This window comes from Butyrivibrio sp. DSM 10294 (assembly GCF_028539135.1).
Taxonomy (GTDB): domain Bacteria; phylum Bacillota; class Clostridia; order Lachnospirales; family Lachnospiraceae; genus Butyrivibrio.
Genome location: NZ_JANSWL010000088.1, coordinates 190,924 through 213,006, shown reverse-complemented (window position 1 = coordinate 213,006; position 22,083 = coordinate 190,924). Strand labels below are relative to the sequence as shown.

14 protein-coding genes are annotated in these 22,083 nt (G+C 42.3%); 2 read left to right on the top strand and 12 right to left on the bottom strand.

Annotated elements, in window-relative coordinates; genetic code table 11:
• The 8 genes from radC to NXH67_RS16960 form a co-directional block, all read right to left on the bottom strand.
• Window positions 1-717 (bottom strand): RadC family protein, encoded by a 717-nt coding sequence (gene radC / locus NXH67_RS16995; protein WP_022777142.1) that lies wholly within the window; start codon window positions 715-717, stop codon window positions 1-3.
• Window positions 718-811: 94 nt separating this feature from the next.
• Window positions 812-2,110, bottom strand: a complete 1,299-nt coding sequence (locus NXH67_RS16990) for a methionine gamma-lyase family protein (protein ID WP_022777143.1) — start codon at window positions 2,108-2,110, stop codon at window positions 812-814.
• Window positions 2,100-3,029: a tRNA (adenosine(37)-N6)-dimethylallyltransferase MiaA gene (miaA, locus tag NXH67_RS16985; RefSeq protein ID WP_272798152.1), complete on the bottom strand. Its 930-nt coding sequence runs from the start codon at window positions 3,027-3,029 to the stop codon at window positions 2,100-2,102. The genes NXH67_RS16990 and miaA overlap by 11 nt, the downstream gene beginning before the upstream one ends.
• On the bottom strand, window positions 3,029-5,083 hold the full coding sequence (mutL, locus tag NXH67_RS16980) for a DNA mismatch repair endonuclease MutL (protein ID WP_022777145.1): 2,055 nt from the start codon (window positions 5,081-5,083) through the stop codon (window positions 3,029-3,031). Before mutL ends, miaA begins: the two co-directional genes overlap by 1 nt.
• Window positions 5,083-7,725 carry a DNA mismatch repair protein MutS gene (gene mutS / locus NXH67_RS16975; RefSeq protein ID WP_035787746.1) on the bottom strand — a complete coding sequence of 881 codons (2,643 nt, stop codon included), beginning with the start codon at window positions 7,723-7,725 and terminating at the stop codon, window positions 5,083-5,085. Before mutS ends, mutL begins: the two co-directional genes overlap by 1 nt.
• A gap of 81 nt (window positions 7,726-7,806) precedes the next feature.
• Complete coding sequence (gene miaB, locus NXH67_RS16970) at window positions 7,807-9,261, bottom strand: tRNA (N6-isopentenyl adenosine(37)-C2)-methylthiotransferase MiaB (RefSeq protein WP_022777147.1); 1,455 nt, start codon at window positions 9,259-9,261, stop codon at window positions 7,807-7,809.
• Window positions 9,262-9,297: 36 nt separating this feature from the next.
• The gene (pepT, locus tag NXH67_RS16965) at window positions 9,298-10,548 is read right to left on the bottom strand and encodes a peptidase T (protein WP_022777148.1); all 1,251 of its coding nucleotides are present in this window, start codon (window positions 10,546-10,548) and stop codon (window positions 9,298-9,300) included.
• Window positions 10,529-12,499, bottom strand: coding sequence for an alpha-amylase family glycosyl hydrolase (locus tag NXH67_RS16960; RefSeq protein ID WP_272798151.1), 1,971 nt, complete (start codon window positions 12,497-12,499; stop codon window positions 10,529-10,531). The genes pepT and NXH67_RS16960 overlap by 20 nt, the downstream gene beginning before the upstream one ends.
• A gap of 132 nt (window positions 12,500-12,631) precedes the next feature.
• On the opposite strand from NXH67_RS16960, the gene NXH67_RS16955 reads away from it, so the two are divergent.
• Window positions 12,632-12,994 (top strand): DUF1292 domain-containing protein, encoded by a 363-nt coding sequence (locus NXH67_RS16955; RefSeq protein WP_022777150.1) that lies wholly within the window; start codon window positions 12,632-12,634, stop codon window positions 12,992-12,994.
• Here NXH67_RS16955 and NXH67_RS16950 read toward each other — a convergent pair.
• The 4 genes from NXH67_RS16950 to NXH67_RS16935 all read right to left on the bottom strand — a co-directional run bounded on the left by NXH67_RS16950 (window position 12,925) and on the right by NXH67_RS16935 (window position 19,445).
• Complete coding sequence (locus NXH67_RS16950; protein ID WP_272798150.1) at window positions 12,925-14,877, bottom strand: ATP-dependent helicase; 1,953 nt, start codon at window positions 14,875-14,877, stop codon at window positions 12,925-12,927. The two genes, NXH67_RS16955 and NXH67_RS16950, sit on opposite strands and share 70 nt — an antisense overlap.
• Window positions 14,867-16,336, bottom strand: coding sequence for a glutamate--tRNA ligase (gltX, locus tag NXH67_RS16945; protein WP_272798149.1), 1,470 nt, complete (start codon window positions 16,334-16,336; stop codon window positions 14,867-14,869). The genes NXH67_RS16950 and gltX overlap by 11 nt, the downstream gene beginning before the upstream one ends.
• A gap of 90 nt (window positions 16,337-16,426) precedes the next feature.
• Window positions 16,427-16,864, bottom strand: coding sequence for a dUTP diphosphatase (locus tag NXH67_RS16940; protein WP_022777153.1), 438 nt, complete (start codon window positions 16,862-16,864; stop codon window positions 16,427-16,429).
• Between the two features lie 13 nt (window positions 16,865-16,877).
• Window positions 16,878-19,445 carry a heavy metal translocating P-type ATPase gene (locus NXH67_RS16935; protein ID WP_272798148.1) on the bottom strand — a complete coding sequence of 856 codons (2,568 nt, stop codon included), beginning with the start codon at window positions 19,443-19,445 and terminating at the stop codon, window positions 16,878-16,880.
• 156 nt (window positions 19,446-19,601) lie between these two features.
• Between NXH67_RS16935 and NXH67_RS16930 the strand changes: the two genes are divergently transcribed.
• Complete coding sequence (locus tag NXH67_RS16930; RefSeq protein ID WP_272798147.1) at window positions 19,602-22,076, top strand: beta-mannosidase; 2,475 nt, start codon at window positions 19,602-19,604, stop codon at window positions 22,074-22,076.
• The last annotated feature ends 7 nt before the right edge of the window (window positions 22,077-22,083 follow it).

Below are 22,083 nucleotides of genomic sequence, written 5' to 3'. Positions count from 1 at the left end.
TTAATTCCACATGAGCCCCTTCTCGGCTATGCTCGTGTAGGTATTATCTCCGATTATTATGTGATCGATCAGGTTAATATCCAGCATACTCCCTGATTCTCTGATTTTATTGGTTATTACTATATCCGCCCTGCTGGGGGTGGGATCGCCGCCGGGATGATTATGCAAAAGAAGCACGTTGGAAGCACTGCATTTGAGTGCCTTCAAAAACACCTCCCTGGGCGATAAAGCAGATGAATTGACAGTACCTATGGATAATACCGACTCATCAATAAGCCTCAATCTGTTGTTGAGACATAGAAGAATTACTTTCTCACTATCCTCATGTCTCATTTTCTCCATGTAAAAAGTCGCAACCTGTGAAGAAGAACTGCAATCCAGAGAATTTCTGGTTATACTGCAGGCCATGCGCTTGGAAAGCTCCGCAATACACTTAAGTTTAACAGCCTTAACCTCGCCAACTCCGTGTACCTTCTTGAGTTCATCAACTGACAGGGAAAAAAGACTGTTCAGTCCGCCTTCCCGTCCTGTACCCATATTCAAAATCTTTCCTGCAATATCAACAGGTGACGCATCCTTCGTTCCGGTTCTGATTATGATAGCGAGAAGCTCAACGTCTGTCAGACTCTCCGGACCGAATTTCAAAAATCTTTCATAAGGAAGCATATCTCTGTAGACACTTCCCTCTGCCAGCATCGTATTAAACGAATTAAGCATCTAAGTCCCTCTGTACGTTTCCGGACGATCACAAAAAGACTCATTAAATATATTATCACAAAATCAAAGGTATGGTATAAAAACCTTTATAAACTTATGCTTTTAAATCAGCAGGATTCACAAGCCCGGAATTTACAAGGCTCTGCAGCGTCTTGAGAATACCAAGTTTGGCGTGGGGCCAGGTAAGTCCTCCCTGGAAAAATACTGAATAAGGAGGCTTGATCGGACCGTCAGCCGAAAGCTCAATTGATGAACCGGAGACAAACGCGCCTGCAGCCATAATAACCTGAGCATCATATCCGGGCATATCCCAAGGCTCAGGAGCAACAAAGGAATCAACCGGCGCAGCTGCCTGTACACCCTCACAGAAGGCAATTACTCCTTCAGGTTTACCAAAGGTCACAGCCTGAATTATGTCAAAACGATCCTCGGTTGCATTAGGATGAACCGAAAATCCCAGCTTTTCATATATATTAGCAGCAAAAATAGCTCCTTTTAACGCGGAAGCTGTTACAGTCGGTGCTAAAAAGAATCCCTGATAGAACTGAGGAAGAATTCCAAGCGATGCACCAACCTCTTTGCCAAGTCCGGGTGAAGTAAGCCTGAATGCAGCATTCTCAACGCATTCCTTCTTGCCTGCAATATATCCGCCGATGGGAGCGAGTCCGCCGCCGGGGTTCTTGATAAGAGATCCCACAACCATGTCTGCTCCGAGATCGGTAGGTTCTATCGTCTCAACGAACTCTCCGTAGCAGTTGTCTACCATGCAGTAAACATCTTTCTTTACAGACTTGATAAATGAGATAAGTTCTCCGATTCTCTCAACGGAAAGTGTGGGTCTGGTCTGATATCCCTTTGAACGCTGAATTGTCACAAGCTTAATATTGTCATGTTCAAGCAGAGCTTTTTTAATATTATCAAAATCAAAACCGCCATCAGCTAAGAGGTCCACCTGACAATATTCAATTCCGTATTCCTTAAGAGAACCCTTGGAATCTCTGATTCCGATAACCTCTTCAAGGGTATCGTAGGGCTTACCTACAGGTGAAAAAAGCATATCACCCGGGCGAAGATTACTCATAAGCGCAAGAGCAAGTGCATGGGTTCCACAGGTAATCTGAGGTCTCACAAGAGCATCCTCTGTATGGAAAACCGATGCATATACAGCTTCCAGCTTCTCTCTTCCTATATCATTGTAGCCATAACCTGTAGTACCAAGAAGGCAGGCCTCAGATACCTTGTTATCCTGCATGGCCTTTAAGACCTTAAGCTGATTATACTCTGCGTTTTCATCGATTTTCTTAAAACGCGGAGCAAGTCCTTCCAAAATTTTCTCTCCAAATTCAAATACTTCCTTGGATATACCAAGTGCTTCATAAATATTACTGTTCATAAATCCTCAAAATCTCTTTCAAAACTTTATCGTCGTCTCTGTCAAACAAGGATTTGTCGATCCAGATGGAATCATCCCTGTTTCTATACCAGGTAAGCTGTCTCTTGGCAAAATGCCTGGTATTTCTCTTGATCAGATATATTGCCCTATCAAGATCATATTCTCCTTCAAGATATCCTATCATTTCCCTGTAGCCAAGGCCCTGCATGGAAGTTGCAGTCTTTGGAATATTCATCTCAAGGAGTTTTCTTACCTCTTCTTCAAGTCCCTCTTCTATCATCTGATCAACTCTTTTGTCTATGCGTGAGTATAACGTATTTCTATCATCTGTCAATACAAAGCATTTAAAGTCATAGGGAGAGGTTCTCTCATGCTGTTCGCTGTTATGCCGGGATATAGGTTTGCCCGTCTTCTTATAATACTCAAGGGCTCTTATCACTCGTTTGGAATTGTTCTCATGAATTGCTTCTGCAGATTCAGAATCAACAGCCCTTAGTTCTTCATGAAGAACATGAACTCCCTCAGTCCTTGCTCTTTCCTCCAGTTCTTTTCTGTAGGAATCATCTTCATCGGTCTCGGTAAAATCAATATCGTAGATAACCGCCTGGATATAGAATCCTGTTCCGCCAACGATTATCGGTATCTTCCCCCTTGAAGAAATATCTTCGATAGCTTCTTTGACCATTTTCTGGAAAAGAAAAACATTAAAATCCTCTTTTGGATCAAGAAAATCAATAAGATGATGGGGCACCCCAGCCATTTTCTCAGGTGTTATCTTATCGGTTCCGATGTTCATGTATTTATATACCTGCATAGAATCAGCGGAGATTATCTCTCCGCCAATTTCTTTTGCAAGATTTATTGATAATTTGGTCTTTCCCACCGCAGTGGGACCTGTGATAATGATAAGTTTCTGCATTATTCAACAACTCTCTTAAACTTCTTGTCAATCTCATACTTACTCATAGAAATAATGGTAGGTCTTCCATGAGGACAGTTATAGGGATTGTCAAGGGTCAACAGTTCATCAAGAAGTGCTTCCATCTCCTGCCTTGTCATTCTTGTGTTTCCTTTGACGGAAGCTTTGCAGGCCATGCTTGCAATCTTATAATTTATAACATCAGGAGTTCTGTCAAGTCCGGTCTCGTGAGACAGTTCATCCAGAATCTCAGTAAACATCACTTTTTCGCTCTCACAGCCAAAAAGATCGATGGGAATAGCTCTCATAGCATATTCATGGCCGCCGAAATTCTCAATGTTAAAGCCAAGTTTCTCAAAATACTGTCTGTAGGATAAAAACATCTCTTCCTCAGCTGAAGTCAGAGTAACGATAACCGGAGGATTAACCATCTGAGAAAGAATATCGCCTGACTTGTAGCGTTTTATAAGTCTCTCGTAATTAACCTTCTCGTGTGCAGCATGCTGATCCACAAGAAACATCTTATCTTTAAATCCGATTATCCAGTAAGTTCCGAATATCTGACCAAGAATCTCATATTCCTTGACGTTATCCTTGGTAAGAACCTTTTCATCAAAAAGATTGAGCTGCATTGGCTTTTCAACAACAATAGCCTCTTCCTGTTTGATGATTGGTGATGGATGCTCGCTTCTTTCTGCCTTTCTTCCGTCAGAATCTCCGAATATTCTGGTCCAAAGTGCAGATTTGGAAGGATCCTGTATTCTGATTGGCTCTTCCTTAACGCCTGTGGCATAAACAGGCTTTTCTTCCATTACACGATTTTCTTCAAAGCGAAGCTTTTCAAAAGGCTCCGGAGCACGTTGCGGTGCTTGTTCAGGTGAAGCCTTAGGCTTGTTTGGTGCCTCGCTGTCATCGAAGAAAACATCATCCTTCGGATCAACTTTTACAGGGGTTATGACAACCGCTGTGCTGTCATTGTCCTGCTTCTTCTCAGCCTGAGCTTCCTTTTGCTTTTGCGCTTTAGCTTCTTTAAGATCATCTCCAAGAAGTGCATCGGGGATCATTTCCTTTCTGCTAAGCACCTCTTCTACACTTGTCTTAATGAAATCATATAGCGCAGTCTGATTATTGAAGCGAACCTCAAGCTTGGCAGGATGAACGTTAACATCCACCATCTCAGGATCCATGCGAAGGTGAAGGACCGCAAAAGGGAACTTGTGCATCATAAGATACTGCTTGTACCCCTCTTCAAGTGCCTTTGAAATAATCTTATCCTTAACGTATCTGCCGTTCACAAAGAAGATCTCGAAGTTACGATTGGAACGGTTGATGGAGGGCTCTCCAAGATACCCTTCAAGAGTCATTCCGTTCTTCTCTGCTTTTATTGGCACAAGGCTTACGGAAATATCTCTTCCGTAGATCCTGTAAATAAGCTCCTTAAGGTCTCCATTACCTGAAGTAGAGAATTTATCCTCTCTGTTATTGATGTAATGGAAAGATACCGTAGGATTATCAAGAGCAAGATGCTCCATCACATCGCCGATATAGCTTCCTTCGGTCTGAGGCGTCTTAAGGAATTTCTTTCTTGCCGGTGTGTTATAAAAAAGATTCCTGATAATAAGGCTTGTACCGTCGGGAGCACCTATTTCCTCAAATCCCGCTTCTTCACCGCCATTGATGGAATATCTGGTACCTGTTATATCATCGGCAGTCTTGGTGATCATATCAACCTGAGCCACGGAAGAAATGCTGGAAAGAGCCTCTCCTCTAAAGCCAAGGGTATGAATATTAAAAAGATCATCTATATCCTTGAGCTTACTTGTGGCGTGTCTTTTGAAGGCCTTTCTTATCTGACTCTTCTCAATGCCGCAGCCGTTGTCGGTAACCCTTATCATGTCGATTCCGCCGCCCTTGATCTCAACGGTTATAGCGCTGGCGCCGGAATCTACAGCATTCTCCACAAGCTCTTTAACAACGCTTGCAGGTCTTTCCACTACTTCTCCGGCAGCAATCTGATCTATGGTATTTTTATCAAGCTCGTTTATAAAGGCCATTAGCTTTTCCACCTGTTTTTAAGATCGCTCTGAAGCTTATAGAGCGTGTTAAGTGCATCCATCGGTGTCAACGTGGTAATATCAATTTCCTTTAATCTCTTAAGAACATCCTCATCGGTAACTGTATCGAACAATGACATCTGGTCTATATCCACATCATCGTAATGAGTAACCTTGGTTTTCTTAAGATCCTTGCTATCCTTGGCAATACTCTGTACTTTCTCGGTAATATCATTGTCGGTGAGCTCTGACACGATTTCTTTTGCCCTATCAATAACCATATCGGGAACTCCGGCGAGTTTGGCTACCTGAATACCGTAGCTCTTGTCGGCGCCGCCCTTAATGATCTTACGTAAAAAGACGATGTCGTCTCCATTTTCCTTGACGGCAATACAGTAATTGTTGACGTTGTCCATTTTGCCTTCAAGTTCTGTAAGCTCATGGTAGTGAGTTGCAAAAAGTGTCTTAGCGCCAAGTATCTTCCTGTTACTGATATGTTCAGTTACAGCCCATGCTATTGCAAGTCCGTCGTAGGTCGAAGTGCCTCGTCCGATCTCATCGAGAATAAGAAGTGAGTTGGGAGTTGCATTCCTTAAGATATTAGCAACCTCATTCATCTCTACCATGAAAGTGGACTGTCCGCTTCCAAGATCATCCGAAGCTCCTACTCTGGTGAAAATCCTGTCTACTACACAGATATCGGCCTTTGAAGCAGGGACAAAGCTTCCTATCTGAGCCATCAGTACGATAAGCGCAACCTGTCTCATATAGGTGGACTTACCGGCCATGTTGGGACCTGTGATTATTGAAATACAATGCTTTTTATTATCAAGGAACGTATCATTGGAGATAAACATATCCGAGGTATCAAGCATCTTCTCTACTACAGGATGTCTGCCGCCTTTTATGTTAATTGCTCCCTTATCATTCATGGAAGGCTTAACATAATGGTTCTTCTCAGCCACGTGTGCAAGTGAAGAATATACATCAAGAAGAGCTATAGCCTTGGCTGTTGCCTGTATCCTATCGATCTCAAGAGCAATTGAATCTCTGATCTTGCAGAACATCTCGTATTCCAGGTTATTGAGCTTGTCCTGGGCATTGAGAATAGTGTCCTCCAGCTCCTTAAGAGCAGTTGTGGTATATCTCTCGCAGTTGGTAAGAGTCTGTTTTCTTATGAAGTAATCAGGCACCTGATCCTTGAAGGAATTGGTAACCTCGAAGGAATAGCCGAATACGTTACTGTATTTGATCCTTAGGTTCTTGATGCCAGTTTTTTCCTTCTCTTCATTCTCCATCTCAGCGAGCCAGGACTTGCCTTTGGTTCCGGCTTCTCTGAAATGATCGATATCTTTATCAAAGCCTTCCTTGATGATTCCGCTCTCCTTGATGGTAAGTGGCGGCTCCTCAACAATGGCCTGATCTATCAGCTGGTAAATGTCGGTCAAAGGATCAAGCTGATCCATAAGAGCATGAAGTTCCTTATCATCCTGTACATCCAAAAGAGAAGTTATAATTGCAGGAATCATTTTGATGGAATTCCTGAATGCAAGAAGGTCTCTGGGATTAGCTGTTTTGAAGATGATCTTGGACATAAGTCTCTCAAGATCATAGATTGGGCCCAGATACTCTCTGATCTCCTCCCTTGTAACTACGTTCTTAAAAAGAGCCTCAACCGCGCTCTGTCTCTGAACTATAAGCTCCTTATCAATAAGCGGCTGCTCTATGAAGGACCTTAAGGTTCTTGCGCCCATAGCGGTTTTGGTCTTATCAAGTACCCACAAAAGAGTTCCCCTCTTTTGCTTATCCCTCATGGTCTCTACAAGCTCAAGGTTTCTTCTGGTGGAAGAATCAAGAAGCATGTACTTGCTGGTAAGATACGGATAGACATGAGTTATATTGGAAATATCCGATTTCTGCATATCCGTAAGATACTGAAGAAGCGCACCGGCAGCGACAATGCCGTTAGGGAAATCGTCCACTCCAAGACCTATCAGAGAAGAAACCTTGAAATGCTTAAGCAAAAGCCTCTTACAGTTTTCTTCATCGAAATATCTGGCTTCCAAAGGATTGACAAAGATCTGCTGTCTCTCCTTGAGTTCGTTTATATCAATTCCGCTTAAGGTAAAAGCATCATTGCAAATGATCTCGCTGGGACAATACTTGCCAATCTCATCAGATACTGCTCTGAGATTGTCTACCTCTGTGAGATAGTAATCTCCGGTTGTCACGTCGGCAATTGAGATTCCGATCCTGTCTGATGCATAGAGGATACACATAAGATAATTATTCTTGGTCTCCTCCAGTGACTGCATATTCAGGTTGGTTCCGGGAGTTACTATCCTTGTTACTTCCCTTTTGACGATACCCTTGGCAAGCTTGGGATCCTCCGTCTGCTCGCAAATTGCAACCTTGTAGCCACGAGACACCAGCTTGGTAAGGTAAGAATCCACTGCATGATACGGAACACCGCACATCGGTGCTCTCTCTTCAAGTCCGCAGGCCTTACCTGTAAGCGTCAGCTCCAGCTCCTTGGATGCAACAACTGCGTCATCAAAAAACAACTCGTAAAAATCGCCCAATCTGTAAAACAGTATGCAGTCGCCGTTCTCCTGCTTAGTTCTAAGGTAGTGCTGCATCATCGGCGAAACTTTTTCTATATCAACATCCTTAAACGTAGTAAGATTTTCCACGTTTATATATCCCCTGTTCTCTAAACTTTTTTATACCATTTTGCCCATGTAATAGAAACCATGGCACTCATCCAGCGAAACCTTAACCAGGCTTCCGATAAGCTGTTCATCTCCCGGAAAATGTACAAGAGTGTTGTTAGACATTCTTCCTGTCAAAAGAGATGAATCGTGCTCGTTTACTCCCTCCACAAGCACCTCTTCTATTCTGCCCTGAAGCTTTTCTGCCTGCTTCCTGGCATTTTCCTGAACCACCAGAAGAAGTCTGTCAAAGTTCTCCTTAACCAGCTCTTCCGGAACCTGATCCGGGAATCCGGCAGCAGGTGTTCCTGTTCTCTTTGAATAAATAAAGGTAAAGGCATTGTCAAAATGTGCCTTGTTAACAACATCTATGGTGTCATCCACATCTTCTCTGGTCTCACCGGGGAAGCCAACAATAATGTCTGTGGTGATGGCAACCTCAGGAAGCTTTGTTCTTATCTTGTCAACAAGAGCAAGATAGCTGTCCTTGGTGTACTTCCTGTTCATTCTGCGAAGTATTTCGGTGTTACCGGACTGAAGTGGCAGATGTATATGTCTTGCAATCTTGGGATTGTTCTTAATAGTCTCAATAAGCTCGTCCGAGAAGTCCTTTGGATGAGGTGTCATGAATCTTACTCTCTCAAGTCCCTCTACCTTACAAACCTCCTCTATCAGCTGAGCAAAGGAAATCTTATCGGGATTGCCATCCTCAAAATCAAGTCCATAGGAATTGACATTCTGTCCAAGAAGCATTACTTCCTTAACGCCGTCAGCAGCAAGTTTCTCACATTCTCTGATAATATCCTTTGGAGATCTTGACCTCTCTCTGCCTCTTACGTAGGGTACGATACAGTAGGTGCAGAAATTATTACAGCCAAACATAATATTTACGCCTGATTTGAAAGGATACTTTCTGAATACGGGAAGATCCTCAACAATCTTGTCTGTATCCTTCCAGATATCAATTATCATTCTGTCGGATTCGAGGCAAGTACATAAGAGCTCTGCAAACTTGTAGATATTATGTGTTCCGAAAATAAGATCAACAAATCTATAGCTCTTTTTAATCTTATCTACAGCTGTCTGCTCCTGCATCATGCATCCGCAGAGCGCTATCTTCATATAAGGATTTTTTTTCTTGAAATTACTGCACTGCCCAAGACGTCCGTATACTCTCTGATCTGCATTATCTCTGACAGTACAGGTGTTATAGATTACAAACTCACTATCTTCTGAGTCAGACTCCTCATAGCCGACAAGTTTAAGAATTGCAAGGAGCTTCTCGGAATCCCTTGCATTCATCTGACAGCCAAAGGTTACTACGCAGGCTCTGGGTGTCCTCCCAAGCTCCTTCTTCATATCTTCTACATAGCCTTTAGCCTTTTCAATGAATTCAAGCTGTCTTAAGCTCTCAGCATCGGTTACTTCTTCTTTTGAACTGTTTAAAATGTTAATTTCTTTACTCATTACCTGATAAAACTCTTTCTAATCAAAAACTATAAATCAATATTTCTCACCATATGCTTCAACGATTCCAAGAAGGATATCAACGACCTTTTTCATCTCCTGAACTGAAGCATATTCGTATTTGCCGTGGTAGTTGTAGCCACCGGTGCATAGGTTGGGACAAGGAAGTCCTTTATAGGAAAGGGCTGCGCCGTCTGTACCACCTCTTATCGGAACATCAATAAATGCAATATCAAGCTCAGCCATAACTTTCCTGACATTGTCAATAAGGTGCTGATGGGGCTTGATCAGCTCAACCATGTTGTAATACTGGTCTCTTAAGCTGACATTAACTGTGCCTTCACCGTATTTCTTATTAAGGAAATCAGCTGCAGCCTTGAAAATCTCTTTTTTTTCTTCAAAAAGGGCTCTGTCGTGGTCGCGAATTATGTAAGATGCGGTTGCACTCTCAGTTCCACCATTAACTTCAGTCAGATGGAAGAAGCCTTCTCTCTTTTCGGTATACATAGGATTCTGGAATACAGGCAAAAGAGAATGGAACTCATAGCAAAGAAGCGCTGCGTTCACCATTTTGTTCTTGGCATCACCGGGATGAACGCTTCTGCCGTTAACGGTTATAACGCCTTCAGCGGCATTGAAGTTCTCATATTCGAATTCGCCCAGCTTGCCGCCGTCTACGGTATAAGCAAATTTAGCACCAAATCTGTCTATATCAAAGTGTGCTGTTCCTTCACCAATCTCCTCATCGGGAGTAAAGGCAATCTTGATATCCCCATGAAGAATATCAGGGTTCTGAATCAGAAACTCAGCCATTGTCATGATCTCGGAAACACCAGCCTTGTCATCTGCGCCAAGAAGAGTGGTTCCGTCTGTAACTATAAGATCCTCGCCGATATGGCTTAACATCTCCGGGAAATCCTTAGGAGAAAGGATGACTTTGCCATCATCGCTAAGTGTAATATCCTTACCGTCGTAGCTTTCTACGATACGAGGCTTAACATCTTTGCCACTGACCTCATCAGAAGTATCCATATGTGCAATGAAACCAATGGCAGGTCTGTCCTTACCGTCATTCATGTTTGAAGGAATAGATGCATAAACATAGCAATGCTCTTCATCATAAAATACATCGGAAGCTCCAATTGCTGTAAGCTCATCCTTAAGAAGCCTTGCAAGGTCATGCTGCTTCATTGTCGAAGGCGATGTACCGGTAGTAGCATCAGATTGTGTATCAATTTTTACATATCTTAAAAATTTTTCGATTACATCAATGTTGTTTTTTCTCATTTTTCTTTTTCTTAACTTCCTTTTTCTTTTTAAAATCAGGGTCATTTTCGCTTATGTAAATGCGAACGCTTCTCTCAGGCAATGTATCCTTCTCAACTTCTGAAGTATCGGTCTTAATCTTGCCTGCAGGAATACTCGTTTCCTGGTCACCTGCTGTATCCGATATTTTTTTCCACCTGAGTCCCTCAGGGAGCTTGGGAAGCGCAAAATCAGCCTTCATCCAGTGCATGTTATAGCAAATATAGATGAACGGCTTGTTCTTATCTGTCTCATCATAGAGGCCACAGTAGAGCATTCCCAAAATATGACTGTAGCCTGACAGATCCGGTCTCCATGCATCGTTACCATGGCATGAAAGATCAGGATAGCCGCAGGATAAATGATCCATGAGTCTGAAAGGAGTTTTGTTATGAAGCACTCTGTGAGAAAATCTCAGTTCTACAAGGAAACGAACATATTCTAAAATATCCCTGTTTTTCTCAAGAGCTCTCCAGTCAACCCATCCGGTCTCGTTATCCTGGCAGTAGGGGTTATTATTTCCTGCCTGAGAATTGCCAAATTCATCTCCACTGAAGATCATCGGCGTACCCTGTGCCATAAACAACATAGTCAGAATATTCTTAATCTGTTTCTTTCTAAGCTCTAGAATTGCGTGTTTTCTTGTTCTTCCTTCAATACCGCAGTTCCAGCTCAGGTTATTGTCAGTGCCATCTTTGTTATTCTCACCATTTTCCTCATTGTGCTTGTGTTCATAGGAGACAAGATCGAATAATCTGAAGCCCTCGTAATTGCAGATATAATTAATAACTCCATGTTCCTGAGAATTGGCAGTCATAGCCTTCAGGAAATCGGCAGCAGAATTATCATCGCTTTTTAAAAAACGTCTCGATGCATAAAGGAATCCATTATTATAGTCTGATAAAAGTCTGTATTTGGGTTTGGAGGATCCATAAATCTGTCCATAGTCAAACCACTCGTGCCAGATCTTAACATCATCAAACAATGGCTCACCGGTAATCAGCGAAAGTGGTAATCGGGCTCCCTTAAGATGGAAACCGTCAACATGATAATTGCATCTCCAGAATCTCAAGGCATCAAGAATCATGCTGTCGCTTTCGTTTTCTTCAAAAAAGAATTGCAGGACCACCTCAATATTATTATCATGCAAAGTTTTTACAAAATGCTTGAATTCATTTTCGGCATCGGAAGGATTCTCGCAGTAAGAAGCTCTGGGGGCAAAATAGTAACCCTTTTTATAACCCCAAAAGTTTATTTTGGGCTTAATAGTATCCTTGTCTACTATATGTCCATCCTTGGAATAAATACCGCTTGCAAGCTCTTTTAGCGAGTTTTCAATGCAGTTCATCTCATAAACGGGCATTAGCTCAAGAGTTGTAACTCCAAGAGATTTAAAATAAGGCAGTTTCTCCAGAATACCTGAAAATGTTCCTCTTTTTGATGACGGAACTCCACTGGAAGAACTCTGGGTAAAGCCTCTTACATTCATAAGATAAACAAAACTGTCTTCATAAGGAATCTGAGGGGACTTTTCACTGCCCCAGTCAAATTCATTTCGGGATGCACGGTTTTTGCTTTTATTATCGAGCTTGGCCCTGATATGACTGTTTTTCACATCCTTACCATAGACTTCAAGTCCAAGAACATGTCTGGCATAGGGATCACAAAAGATATTACTTCCATCAAAGAAATTGTAGGAATCATATTCATCTATGTTTTCGATTCCAAAAATCCTTGCGGAATATATTCTGCCTCGTTTTACATCCTTGTTAAGCGTTATTGACAGAACGTCTTTTTGGGACGCAGAATATAACGTAACACCACACTGCTTGCCTTCTTCAAAAACAGCCCGGACAACCAGTGACTTGTCGTAGTCTATATAACAGCCCAAAGGATAGGGCTTTTCCTTGATTATTGTAGTTTTCCCCAGCATTTCTTCTCCTGAATCCTTATAAATACATACGTCTTTTTATTCTATCACATAATTCCTTTATATGCTAACTTAAAAGAATATGGTATTATAAAGCTATCAAATAATCTTAACCCTGTATAGGAGGCGTATTTAATGGAATTTTCCAAGATTGCAACAGAAATGAACACCAGAATCGAAAACGACGAGCAGATGACCGTAGATGTCGAGCTTGATAATGGAGAAACCGTTACCTGCGCCATCATCATCGTTCTCACCGTTAATTCCAAGGATTATATAGTTCTTCTTCCTCTTGATAAGAACGGCCAGAACAATGATGGAAACGTATGGTTCTATGAGTTTATCTACCACGGCGAAGATGACGAGCCTGAGCTTGGTTATATAGCTGATGATAAGGAGTATGAGGAAGTAGCTGAAGCATTCAACCTCTACCTCGATGACGTAGAGTTCGATGAGATCATTGAGCTTCCCGAAGAGGGACTTGACGGAGAAGAATGATTCTCTTTTTTCTCCCAGAGATGTCTTATTGGCCTTAAGAATCTTGAGGGAAGCATTGGATTATCCTCTGTTCCCGCAATATATGACATTATGAGCGCTGATTTTGCCCTGGTCATTCCGACATAGAGCATTCGGCGCTCTTCTTCTATCTGCTGTTTTGTTTCTGCTCCTCTTGAAGGGATAATACCTTCGTTTAGGTCAGGAAGCCACACCACATCAAATTCAAGTCCCTTTGCGCCATGCATTGTAAGAAGTTTAACACAGTTCCCGTTATTAATATTTTTCTTTTGCTTTGCACTGTTATTTCTGGAATTCTCAAGTTCCAGTGCAAGGGCCTTTAGAAACTCTTCGCTGTATTCATAGCTTTTCGCCTTATCAAGGAGTTTGTCCAGCGCTTCCGCAGATGAAGGATACAGTTTTTCAACACCAATATCACGCCTTATGTATCTCACAGCCAGTGAAGGTCTCAGATGTGCAACCATATTTATCTGAACAAAAAGTCGCTTGATATCCTTCTGTTTAGCTGTATTCCCCATATAGTAATCAAGAATCTTTTTCTCACTGATGGTATCACTGTCACATGCATCCCTGGAAATAAACCTCATGGGCTTATTCATGATTTTTAGGAAATAGCTCCTCTTATGCCCGTTGCAGGCAAAAGAAATATAGGAAAGTACAAGCCCCACCGCCTCATCTTCTATATATGTCTTACATACAGAATCAAGGTTAGTCGCTATTCCATAATCCTTAAGATTCGCAGCCAGCAGCATTGCTTCCTGATTAGTTCTGTAAATGACGGCAACTCTTGACAGTTCAACTTCTCCGCTGCCAAGATATGTCGCAATTGCCTTATATTGTGCAGCTTTGTCCTTGAACCTTCTTGTTATTACATACCCGTCCCCATTATCCGTTCCTGCGGTAATATCCTTCTTAAACCTGATGCTATTATCATTAATGAGGAGACATGCATTTTCTATGATCTTTCTGCCACAGCGATAATTCTGCTTGAGAATAATTCTCACCGGACTATATTCCCTGAAGCTTTCCTCAAAGGAAAGCATGATCCCGGGATCAGACCCTCTAAAGCCATAGATCGACTGGTCATCATCTCCCACAGCAAATACATTACCGCAAAGCTTTGATAAAAGCCTCAATATTTTAAATTGAATGGAATTTATATCCTGATACTCATCTACCAGATAAAAAGAGAATCTCTTCTGCCAATAATCCAGGACTTCACTGTCACTTTGAAGGAGTTCCAGACATCTGCAGATCATATCGTCAAAATCAATTTTGCCAAATTCCAGAAGTCTCTTATTATACAGATCGAATATATCAGAAAATGCGTCTTTGCAGATATTAAGCGCATTGGCGTTTGCAGGGTCAATTCCTGTGTTCTTTACTCTGGAAATATCGGTAATAATGTCCTTTATATCTTCATCTGATATGTTTTTAATATCAATCTTGTTCCGGACAAGAATATCCTTTATGCCGGGTTCTCCCAGAATATCTCTGATTAGCCTGTTTTTAAAGTTCTCATCAGCAATACTGAATTTTTCTTTGTTGGATTTGTTTTGACGAATTATCTGATAAAAAACAGAATGAAACGTTCCGAAGTTTACTTCAGGATAAGAGCTATCCGTCAGTTTGTAGAATCTTTGCTGCATTTCAAGGGCAGCAGCCTTTGTGAAGGTAATGACGAGAATCTTGGCAGGGTCTTCTTTTTTTACCTCTATAAGATATTTAAGCCTCTGCACAATTACAAAGGTTTTGCCACTCCCGGGGCCCGCGATAACTATCGCAGGTCCCTTGTGATGCATGATAGCATCCATCTGAGCAGCATTACCCATTACGCCATTACGTGATGGGTTATTATTTTTCAAGCAATTCAATTCCTTTTTTGATTCTGTTTATTGTCTCTTCTTTGCCAAGAACCTCCATAGCCTCGGTTGCACCGCAGGGAGTCATCTCCTTGCCGGTTACGGCGATTCTTACAGGCCAGAGTACATAGCCGTTCTTATAGCCCTTCTCCTTGATATATCCGGAAAGAAGCTCGTAAAGTGAATCGTTGGTGTAATCCTCATGGGCCTCAAGTATAGGAAGAACCTCCTTAAGAACCTCAAGGGAAGTCTCCTCGTTCGTCTTCATCTTCTTATGAGCATAGATAGCTGTGTCATAGGAAGGAAGCTCGTTGAAGAAATCTACCATTCCCTCAATATCAGGGAAAATCTCGATTCTGGTCTTAACCATAGCGGCGATCTTCTTAAGATCAAGATTCTTGTTGGTAACAGCCTTCTCAAGGTAAGGCTTAGCAAGCTCGAAGAACTTGTCCTCATCCATTGCCTTAAGATACTCACCGTTCATCCACTTAAGCTTGGTAAAATCAAATACCGCAGGGGACTTGCTGATACGATGGTAGTCAAACTTCCTGATAAGATCCTCAAGGCTCATGATCTCGTTATTATCCTCAGGAGACCAGCCAAGAAGAGCTACAAAGTTAACTACTGCCTCTGTCAAAAAGCCCTGCTCGATAAGATCCTCGAAGGATGAATGTCCGCTTCTCTTAGAGAGCTTGTGGTGATCCTCATCTGTGATAAGAGGACAATGGATGTACTTAGGTACCTCCCAGCCGAATGCCTCATAGAGTCTGTTGTACTTAGGTGATGAAGAAATATACTCATTACCACGAACAACGTGTGTGATCTCCATAAGATGATCGTCAACTACATTGGCAAAATTGTATGTAGGGAAGCCGTCAGACTTGATAAGGATCATGTCATCAAGTTCCTTGTTCTCTACTGTAACATCTCCGTATAACTCATCGTGGAAGGTTGTTGTGCCCTCTGTGGGGTTGTTCTGTCTGATTACAAAGGGCTTGCCCTCTGCAAGGTTCTTCTCAACCTCTTCCTTAGACAGATGGAGACAGTGCTTGTCATAGAAGCTAATTTCCTTCTTGCCACCGTTACCGTCATCAACCTCCTGAACAAGAGTAGCAAGTCTCTCCTGATCGCAGAAACAGTAATATGCCTCACCCTTATCGATGAGCTTCTTGGCATATTCCATGTAGATTCCGGCCTTCTGTCTCTCACTCTGAACATAGGGGCCATAGCCCTTGTCCTTATCGGGACCTTCATCGTGAATAAGACCTGTTTTCTCAAGAGTTCTGTATATGATCTCAGTAGCACCCTCTACATAACGTTCCTGGTCTGTATCCTCGATTCTAAGAAGGAAGTCACCACCTTCGTGCTTGGCGATAAGGAACTCATAGAGTGCTGTTCTTAAATTTCCTACGTGCATACGGCCTGTTGGGCTCGGCGCATATCTGGTACGAATCTTAACCATAATTACTCCAATCTTAAATAAAACTATTTATTAAACCGAATTCTTATTCTAGCACAATAGATTATTTTTTCAATGTATTTATTAGTATAATTATTTGGTACCTGTAGAGCCGAAGCCGCCTCGGTCAGCGCCTTCGAGATGCTGGCATTCCTCAAAAATGATCTTGGGCTGATTCTCCATTATTCTGAACTGGCAGATGCGGTCATTGAAGCTAATATGTGTATCTCTCATTGCAATTACAGGTACAAACCACTGATCATTGTCGCCGCAATATGAGTGGTCGATAACTCCCATGTGATTAGCCTGGATAATGCCGAAGTTCTTGAATGTAGAGCTTCTTGGTACAACATGAGCTTCATAGCCTTCCGGAATCTCCATAGCTACTCCCAGAGGAATCAGTTTGAACTCTCCCTGCTTCAGATCAACGTCTACTGCACTCCTAAGGTCAATCCAGTCTGACTTACCGTCAATATAGGTAAGCTTCTCCAGTTTCTCGTCAAAATATTTGATCTTAATACTTTTTTCCATACCTTAATTCCCCTTACTGAATTCCTAGTACTTTATAATCTTTATCCTCCACAGCCTTGGTAAGAACTGTGTTATCAACATCTCCTGAAAGTGTAACAACCGCTGTACCTTTCTCATGGCTTACTACAGCTTCAGACACTCCCTCAAGAGCTTCAAGAGCCTTTTTAACGTTGGCCTCACAGTGTCCGCACATCATTCCTTCAATAGTGATTGTTTTAGTCATAGCAATATTTTTCCTTTCGTTAATTGTGATATCCGCTACCGGATCCTTGATTGCTTTATCCTTTGAATTGTCATGTATATCAAAAAGATTAAGTCTCAGGGCATTGGTTACTACAAAAAAGCTTGATAAACTCATCGCCGCTGCAGCGAACATTGGGCTCAGTGCCCAACCGAACAGGCTTATATAAGCTCCTGCCGCAAGTGGAATACCAATGACATTGTAAAAGAATGCCCAGAACAGATTCTCATGTATGTTCTTGAGTGTCTTTCTGGAAAGCCTTATTGCAGAAGCGACATCCATCAGGCTGTTCCTGACGAGCACGATATCTGCAGCATCAATGGCAACATCAGTTCCTGCTCCTATGGCAATTCCGGTATCTGCTCTTGTAAGAGCTGGGGCATCGTTGATTCCGTCTCCTACCATTGCTACTTTGCCATATTCCTGAAGAGATCTGATAACACTCTCTTTCTGCCCCGGAAGAATACCTGCAACAATATCATCTACACCTGCCTGTTCTCCGATTGCTCTTGCCGTTCCTTCGTTATCGCCGGTGAGCATTATCACACGTATTCCAAGACCCTTAAGCTCCTTAATGGCAGCAGCCGAATCTTCTTTAATTGTATCGGATACAGCTATTATTCCAAGAAGCCTCTTGTCTATTGCATAGAATACAGGAGTCTTGCCTGTGGAAGCAAGTCCTTCAGCCTTTTCTTTGAGTTCAGAATGAACATAAGCATGCTTTTCAATAAACTCAAGATTGCCTCCGTAAATCTTGTGGCCATTATAAACAGCTGTAAGTCCATTACCCGGAAGAGCCTCAAAATCAGTTATTTCCATAAGCTCATCTTCGTCATCCTCAAAGGGATGAAGTTCCTTGATATAGGAATTGATCGCCTTGGCAATAGGGTGTTCGCTTCTTGATTCAAGGATTCCGGCTATTTTGACAAGCTCATCCTCAAGATTGTTCAAAAGAGAATAACCACTGCTTGTCAGTGCTTCGGCAGGGAAAATATCTGTAACAATAGGCTCACCCTTAGTAATGGTTCCGGTCTTATCTATTGCGACTATCTTGGTCTTACCTGCATTTTCAAGTGCTGCAGCGGTCTTGAACATTATTCCGTTTCGGGCACCTTTACCATTTCCAACCATAATTGCAACGGGAGTTGCAAGTCCAAGTGCGCAAGGGCAGCTGATAACCAGAACCGCAATGGCTCTTGAGAGGGCAAAACCGAACTCTTTTCCCACCAGCAGCCAGATAAACAATGTAAAAAGCGCAACTATTATAACCGCAGGGACAAATACTGCAGAAACCTTATCCGCAACCTTTGCAATTGGAGCCTTAGTGGCCGCCGCATCACTGACCATCTGAATTATCTGTGAAAGAGTCGTATCCTTGCCAACTCTGGTGGCTCTACACTTGATATAGCCTGATTGATTGATTGTAGCGGCGGACACTTCATCGCCGAGAGCCTTGTCCACGGGAATGCTCTCACCGGTCAGGGCAGATTCATTGATCGCACTGTTACCCTCGATTACCCATCCGTCAACCGGAACAGATTCTCCGGGTTTAACAACAAATATATCGCCCTGTTTAACCTCAGTTATTGGAACTTCCTTCTCTTCTCCTTCGCTGTCAACGATAGTCGCTGTCTGAGGTGCCAGCTTCATAAGACTCTTTATGGCGTCTGTTGTCCTTCCTTTACTGATCGCTTCCAGCATTTTGCCCACAGTGATCAGTGTCAGGATCATAGCTGCTCCTTCAAAATAGAACTCATTCATAAGTTCCATTGCTCCGCTCATATCGCCCTTTAACTGATATCCGGCCATTTTGATAAGAGCTGCGGTACTGTAAATAAAGGATGCTCCACTACCAAGGGCTACCAGTGTATCCATATTGGGAGCTGCATGAATAGCGCCTTTAAAGCCGCTTATAAAGAACTTTCTGTTGATGAACATAACTATGAGGGCAAGAATCATTTGTATGATACCCATAGCCACATGATTTCCGTCCAAAAATGAAGGAAGCGGCAGTCCCAGCATCATACGCCCCATTGAAAAGTACATTAGAACCAGTAGAAATCCAACAGACAGAATGAGACGTCTTTTCAATACCGGAGTTTCCTTGTCTGCGAGAATATCTTCCTCGTCTGTAATACTACCTGCAAAAACAGATGCGCCGTAACCTGCATCTTCCACAGCCTTGATGATATCCTCTTTTTTGGCATTTCCTTCAACTCCCATGGAATTGGTAAGGAGACTTACACTGCAGGTTGTCACTCCGGGAACGGCGCTTACGGCCTTCTCTACCCTTGCCTGACATGCTGCACAACTCATCCCGGTGATACTATATTTTTCCATTAAGATTACCTCTATCATTTATTACACAAATAAATCGCATACAACTTAAATATAATAATCCATCGTTAATTATTTTACAATACCAAATTAAAAAGAATTACTGTAGAATTAGAAAGAAGCCCTTTTTCTTATAATTATAACCTATGAGGTATACAAATGACTAAATTATTATTACATGACAACTGGAAATTCAGACGAACCGATGAGAGCAAATTCTATGATGCTACTGTTCCGGGCTCTGTTTTCCAGGATCTGATTGACAATGGACTCATGGAGGATCCTTATTATCGTGATAATGAGGATAAGGCCCGTGAGCTTATGAAGTATGATTACGAATACGTAACTGACTTTACTTCTGACATCTATGGAAGTTCAGAGAATTTTTCTCAGATTTTCCTTAGATTTGTGATGATTGATACCGTAGCAGATATCTATCTCAATGACGCCCTTCTCGGAAACGTCATGAACATGCACAGAACCTATGAGTTTCCTGTAAAGGAACTCTTAAAAGAAAAAAATACTCTCAAAGTAGTTTTCCATTCTCCCGTGAATTATATTAAGGAGCAGTTCAAAAAGGATCCCCTGCTTGGAACCGAGGACTGCACCAGAGGCTTCCCACATCTTCGAAAAGCACACTATATGTTTGGTTGGGACTGGGGTCCAAGGCTTGCTGACTGCGGCCTTCAGAGGGGTGTTTATCTTGACTGCGTGGAAAAAGCAAGACTATCCGACGTTTACATAAGACAATACCACTCAGCAGTGGATAACCCGCTTAATAATATCGTAACTCTGAAATTATCTGCCTGTGAAGAGATTTTCACCGGCAATACCGAAGAAAAAAGCACAATAAAATATACCGTCACAGCTCCTGATGGCACAATTCTTGTAAAGGACATTCTTTTGAGTGAATCTTATGACATTACATCTCCGCTTCTGTGGTGGCCCAACGGATATGGCGAGCAGCCCCTTTACACTGTGGAGGTTACCCTGTCTGATGATTCCACCGGAAAAGTGCTTGATTCAGTAACTAAGCGCATTGGTCTTCGTACAATGGAGATATCTACAGATAAGGATCAATACGGCAGTGAATTTGCCCACAAGGTAAATGGCGTCAAGATCTTTGCCATGGGAGCTGACTATATTCCTCAGGACAACATTTTATCCAGAGTCAACAAGGAGCGAACAAGAACTCTTCTTAAGCACTGCGCAGATTCACATTTTAACTGTATAAGAGTCTGGGGAGGCGGCTATTATCCCGAGGATGATTTCTTTGATATATGTGATGAGCTGGGCCTTGTGGTATGGCAGGACCTTATGTTTGCCTGCGCAGTATACAGACTTACTGAAGAATTTGAAAACAATATCACCGAAGAAATAATTCAGAACGTTAAAAGGATCCGAAATCACGCATCCTTAGGTCTATGGTGCGGCAATAACGAGATGGAGCTCTTTGTTGGACAGGAACACTGGGGAGCTAAAAATACGCTTAAATCCGATTATGTGAAGATGTATGAGTATCTTTTCCCGAAACTCTTGAAGGACCTTGATCCTGAGACCTTCTATTGGTGTGCATCTCCTTCTTCAGGCGGCGGCTTTGATGACCCCAATGATGAAAATCGTGGTGATGCGCATTACTGGGAGGTATGGCACGGCAATCAGCCTTTTACAGCCTACAGGCAGTTCCATTTCCGTTATCTTTCAGAATTTGGATTCCAGTCCTTCCCTTCACTTAAGACCATTGAGACTTTTACAAAGCCCAAGGACAGGAACATTTTCTCATATGTAATGGAGAAGCATCAGCGTAACAATGCGGCTAACGGCAAAATAATGAACTACATGAGTCAGACCTATCTCTATCCCGAAAGTATTGGCGATGTAGTATATTATTCGCAGCTCCTTCAGGCAGAAGCCATCAAATACGGCGTTGAACACTTCAGAAGAAACAGGGGGCGCTGCATGGGTACTGTCTATTGGCAGCTGAATGATTGCTGGCCTGTGGCTTCCTGGGCCTCCATTGACTACTATGGCAGATGGAAGGCGCTTCAGTACTACGCAAAGAGATTTTTTGCCCCTCTTCTTATTTCCTGTGAGGAAAGAGGCTTCCTTGATCAGTGCGTAAGCGTTAACGATGAGATAGATGAGCTTGTTAAGTCGATTAAACTCTACGTAAGTAATGAGACAATGGAGGATCGTGACGTTATAGCTATCTGGCAGCTTAGGGACAATACTTCCAAGATTATCCGAAATGAAAGCGCACTCCTTACAGTTGAGGCTCTGAAGTCAGAATTTGTCTGTGAGAAAAACTTCGAAGACATCGATATTCACAAGAATTATGTAAGCTATTCACTTATGGATAACGATACCGAGGAAATCCTTTCTGAGGGAACCGTCCTCTTCTGTCCTCCTAAACACTTCGAATTTGTTGACCCGGAGCTTACCTTTGAAGTAAACGGTGATGAGATAACAGTTAATTCGGCATCCTATGCTAAGAGCGTCGAGATCATGAATGACAATGATGACCTGCTACTCTCCGATAACTATTTTGACCTTAACGGCGAATCCAAAACCGTTAAGATCCTTGGAGGCAAGGCTGAAAACATCAAAGTTCGCAGCGTTTATCGCAAATTTTGACTGATTT

Bases quoted from the DNA above. Each gene is read 5' to 3' on its own strand.
- radC (WP_022777142.1), bottom strand. From the start codon at position 717: ATGCTTAATTCGTTTAATACGATGCTGGCAGAGGGAAGTGTCTACAGA.
- NXH67_RS16990 (WP_022777143.1), bottom strand. From the start codon at position 2,110: ATGAACAGTAATATTTATGAAGCACTTGGTATATCCAAGGAAGTATTT.
- miaA (WP_272798152.1), bottom strand. From the start codon at position 3,029: ATGCAGAAACTTATCATTATCACAGGTCCCACTGCGGTGGGAAAGACC.
- mutL (WP_022777145.1), bottom strand. From the start codon at position 5,083: ATGGCCTTTATAAACGAGCTTGATAAAAATACCATAGATCAGATTGCT.
- mutS (WP_035787746.1), bottom strand. From the start codon at position 7,725: ATGATGCAGCACTACCTTAGAACTAAGCAGGAGAACGGCGACTGCATA.
- miaB (WP_022777147.1), bottom strand. From the start codon at position 9,261: ATGAGTAAAGAAATTAACATTTTAAACAGTTCAAAAGAAGAAGTAACC.
- pepT (WP_022777148.1), bottom strand. From the start codon at position 10,548: ATGAGAAAAAACAACATTGATGTAATCGAAAAATTTTTAAGATATGTA.
- NXH67_RS16960 (WP_272798151.1), bottom strand. From the start codon at position 12,499: ATGCTGGGGAAAACTACAATAATCAAGGAAAAGCCCTATCCTTTGGGC.
- NXH67_RS16955 (WP_022777150.1), top strand. From the start codon at position 12,632: ATGGAATTTTCCAAGATTGCAACAGAAATGAACACCAGAATCGAAAAC.
- gltX (WP_272798149.1), bottom strand. From the start codon at position 16,336: ATGGTTAAGATTCGTACCAGATATGCGCCGAGCCCAACAGGCCGTATG.
- NXH67_RS16940 (WP_022777153.1), bottom strand. From the start codon at position 16,864: ATGGAAAAAAGTATTAAGATCAAATATTTTGACGAGAAACTGGAGAAG.
- NXH67_RS16935 (WP_272798148.1), bottom strand. From the start codon at position 19,445: ATGGAAAAATATAGTATCACCGGGATGAGTTGTGCAGCATGTCAGGCA.
- NXH67_RS16930 (WP_272798147.1), top strand. From the start codon at position 19,602: ATGACTAAATTATTATTACATGACAACTGGAAATTCAGACGAACCGAT.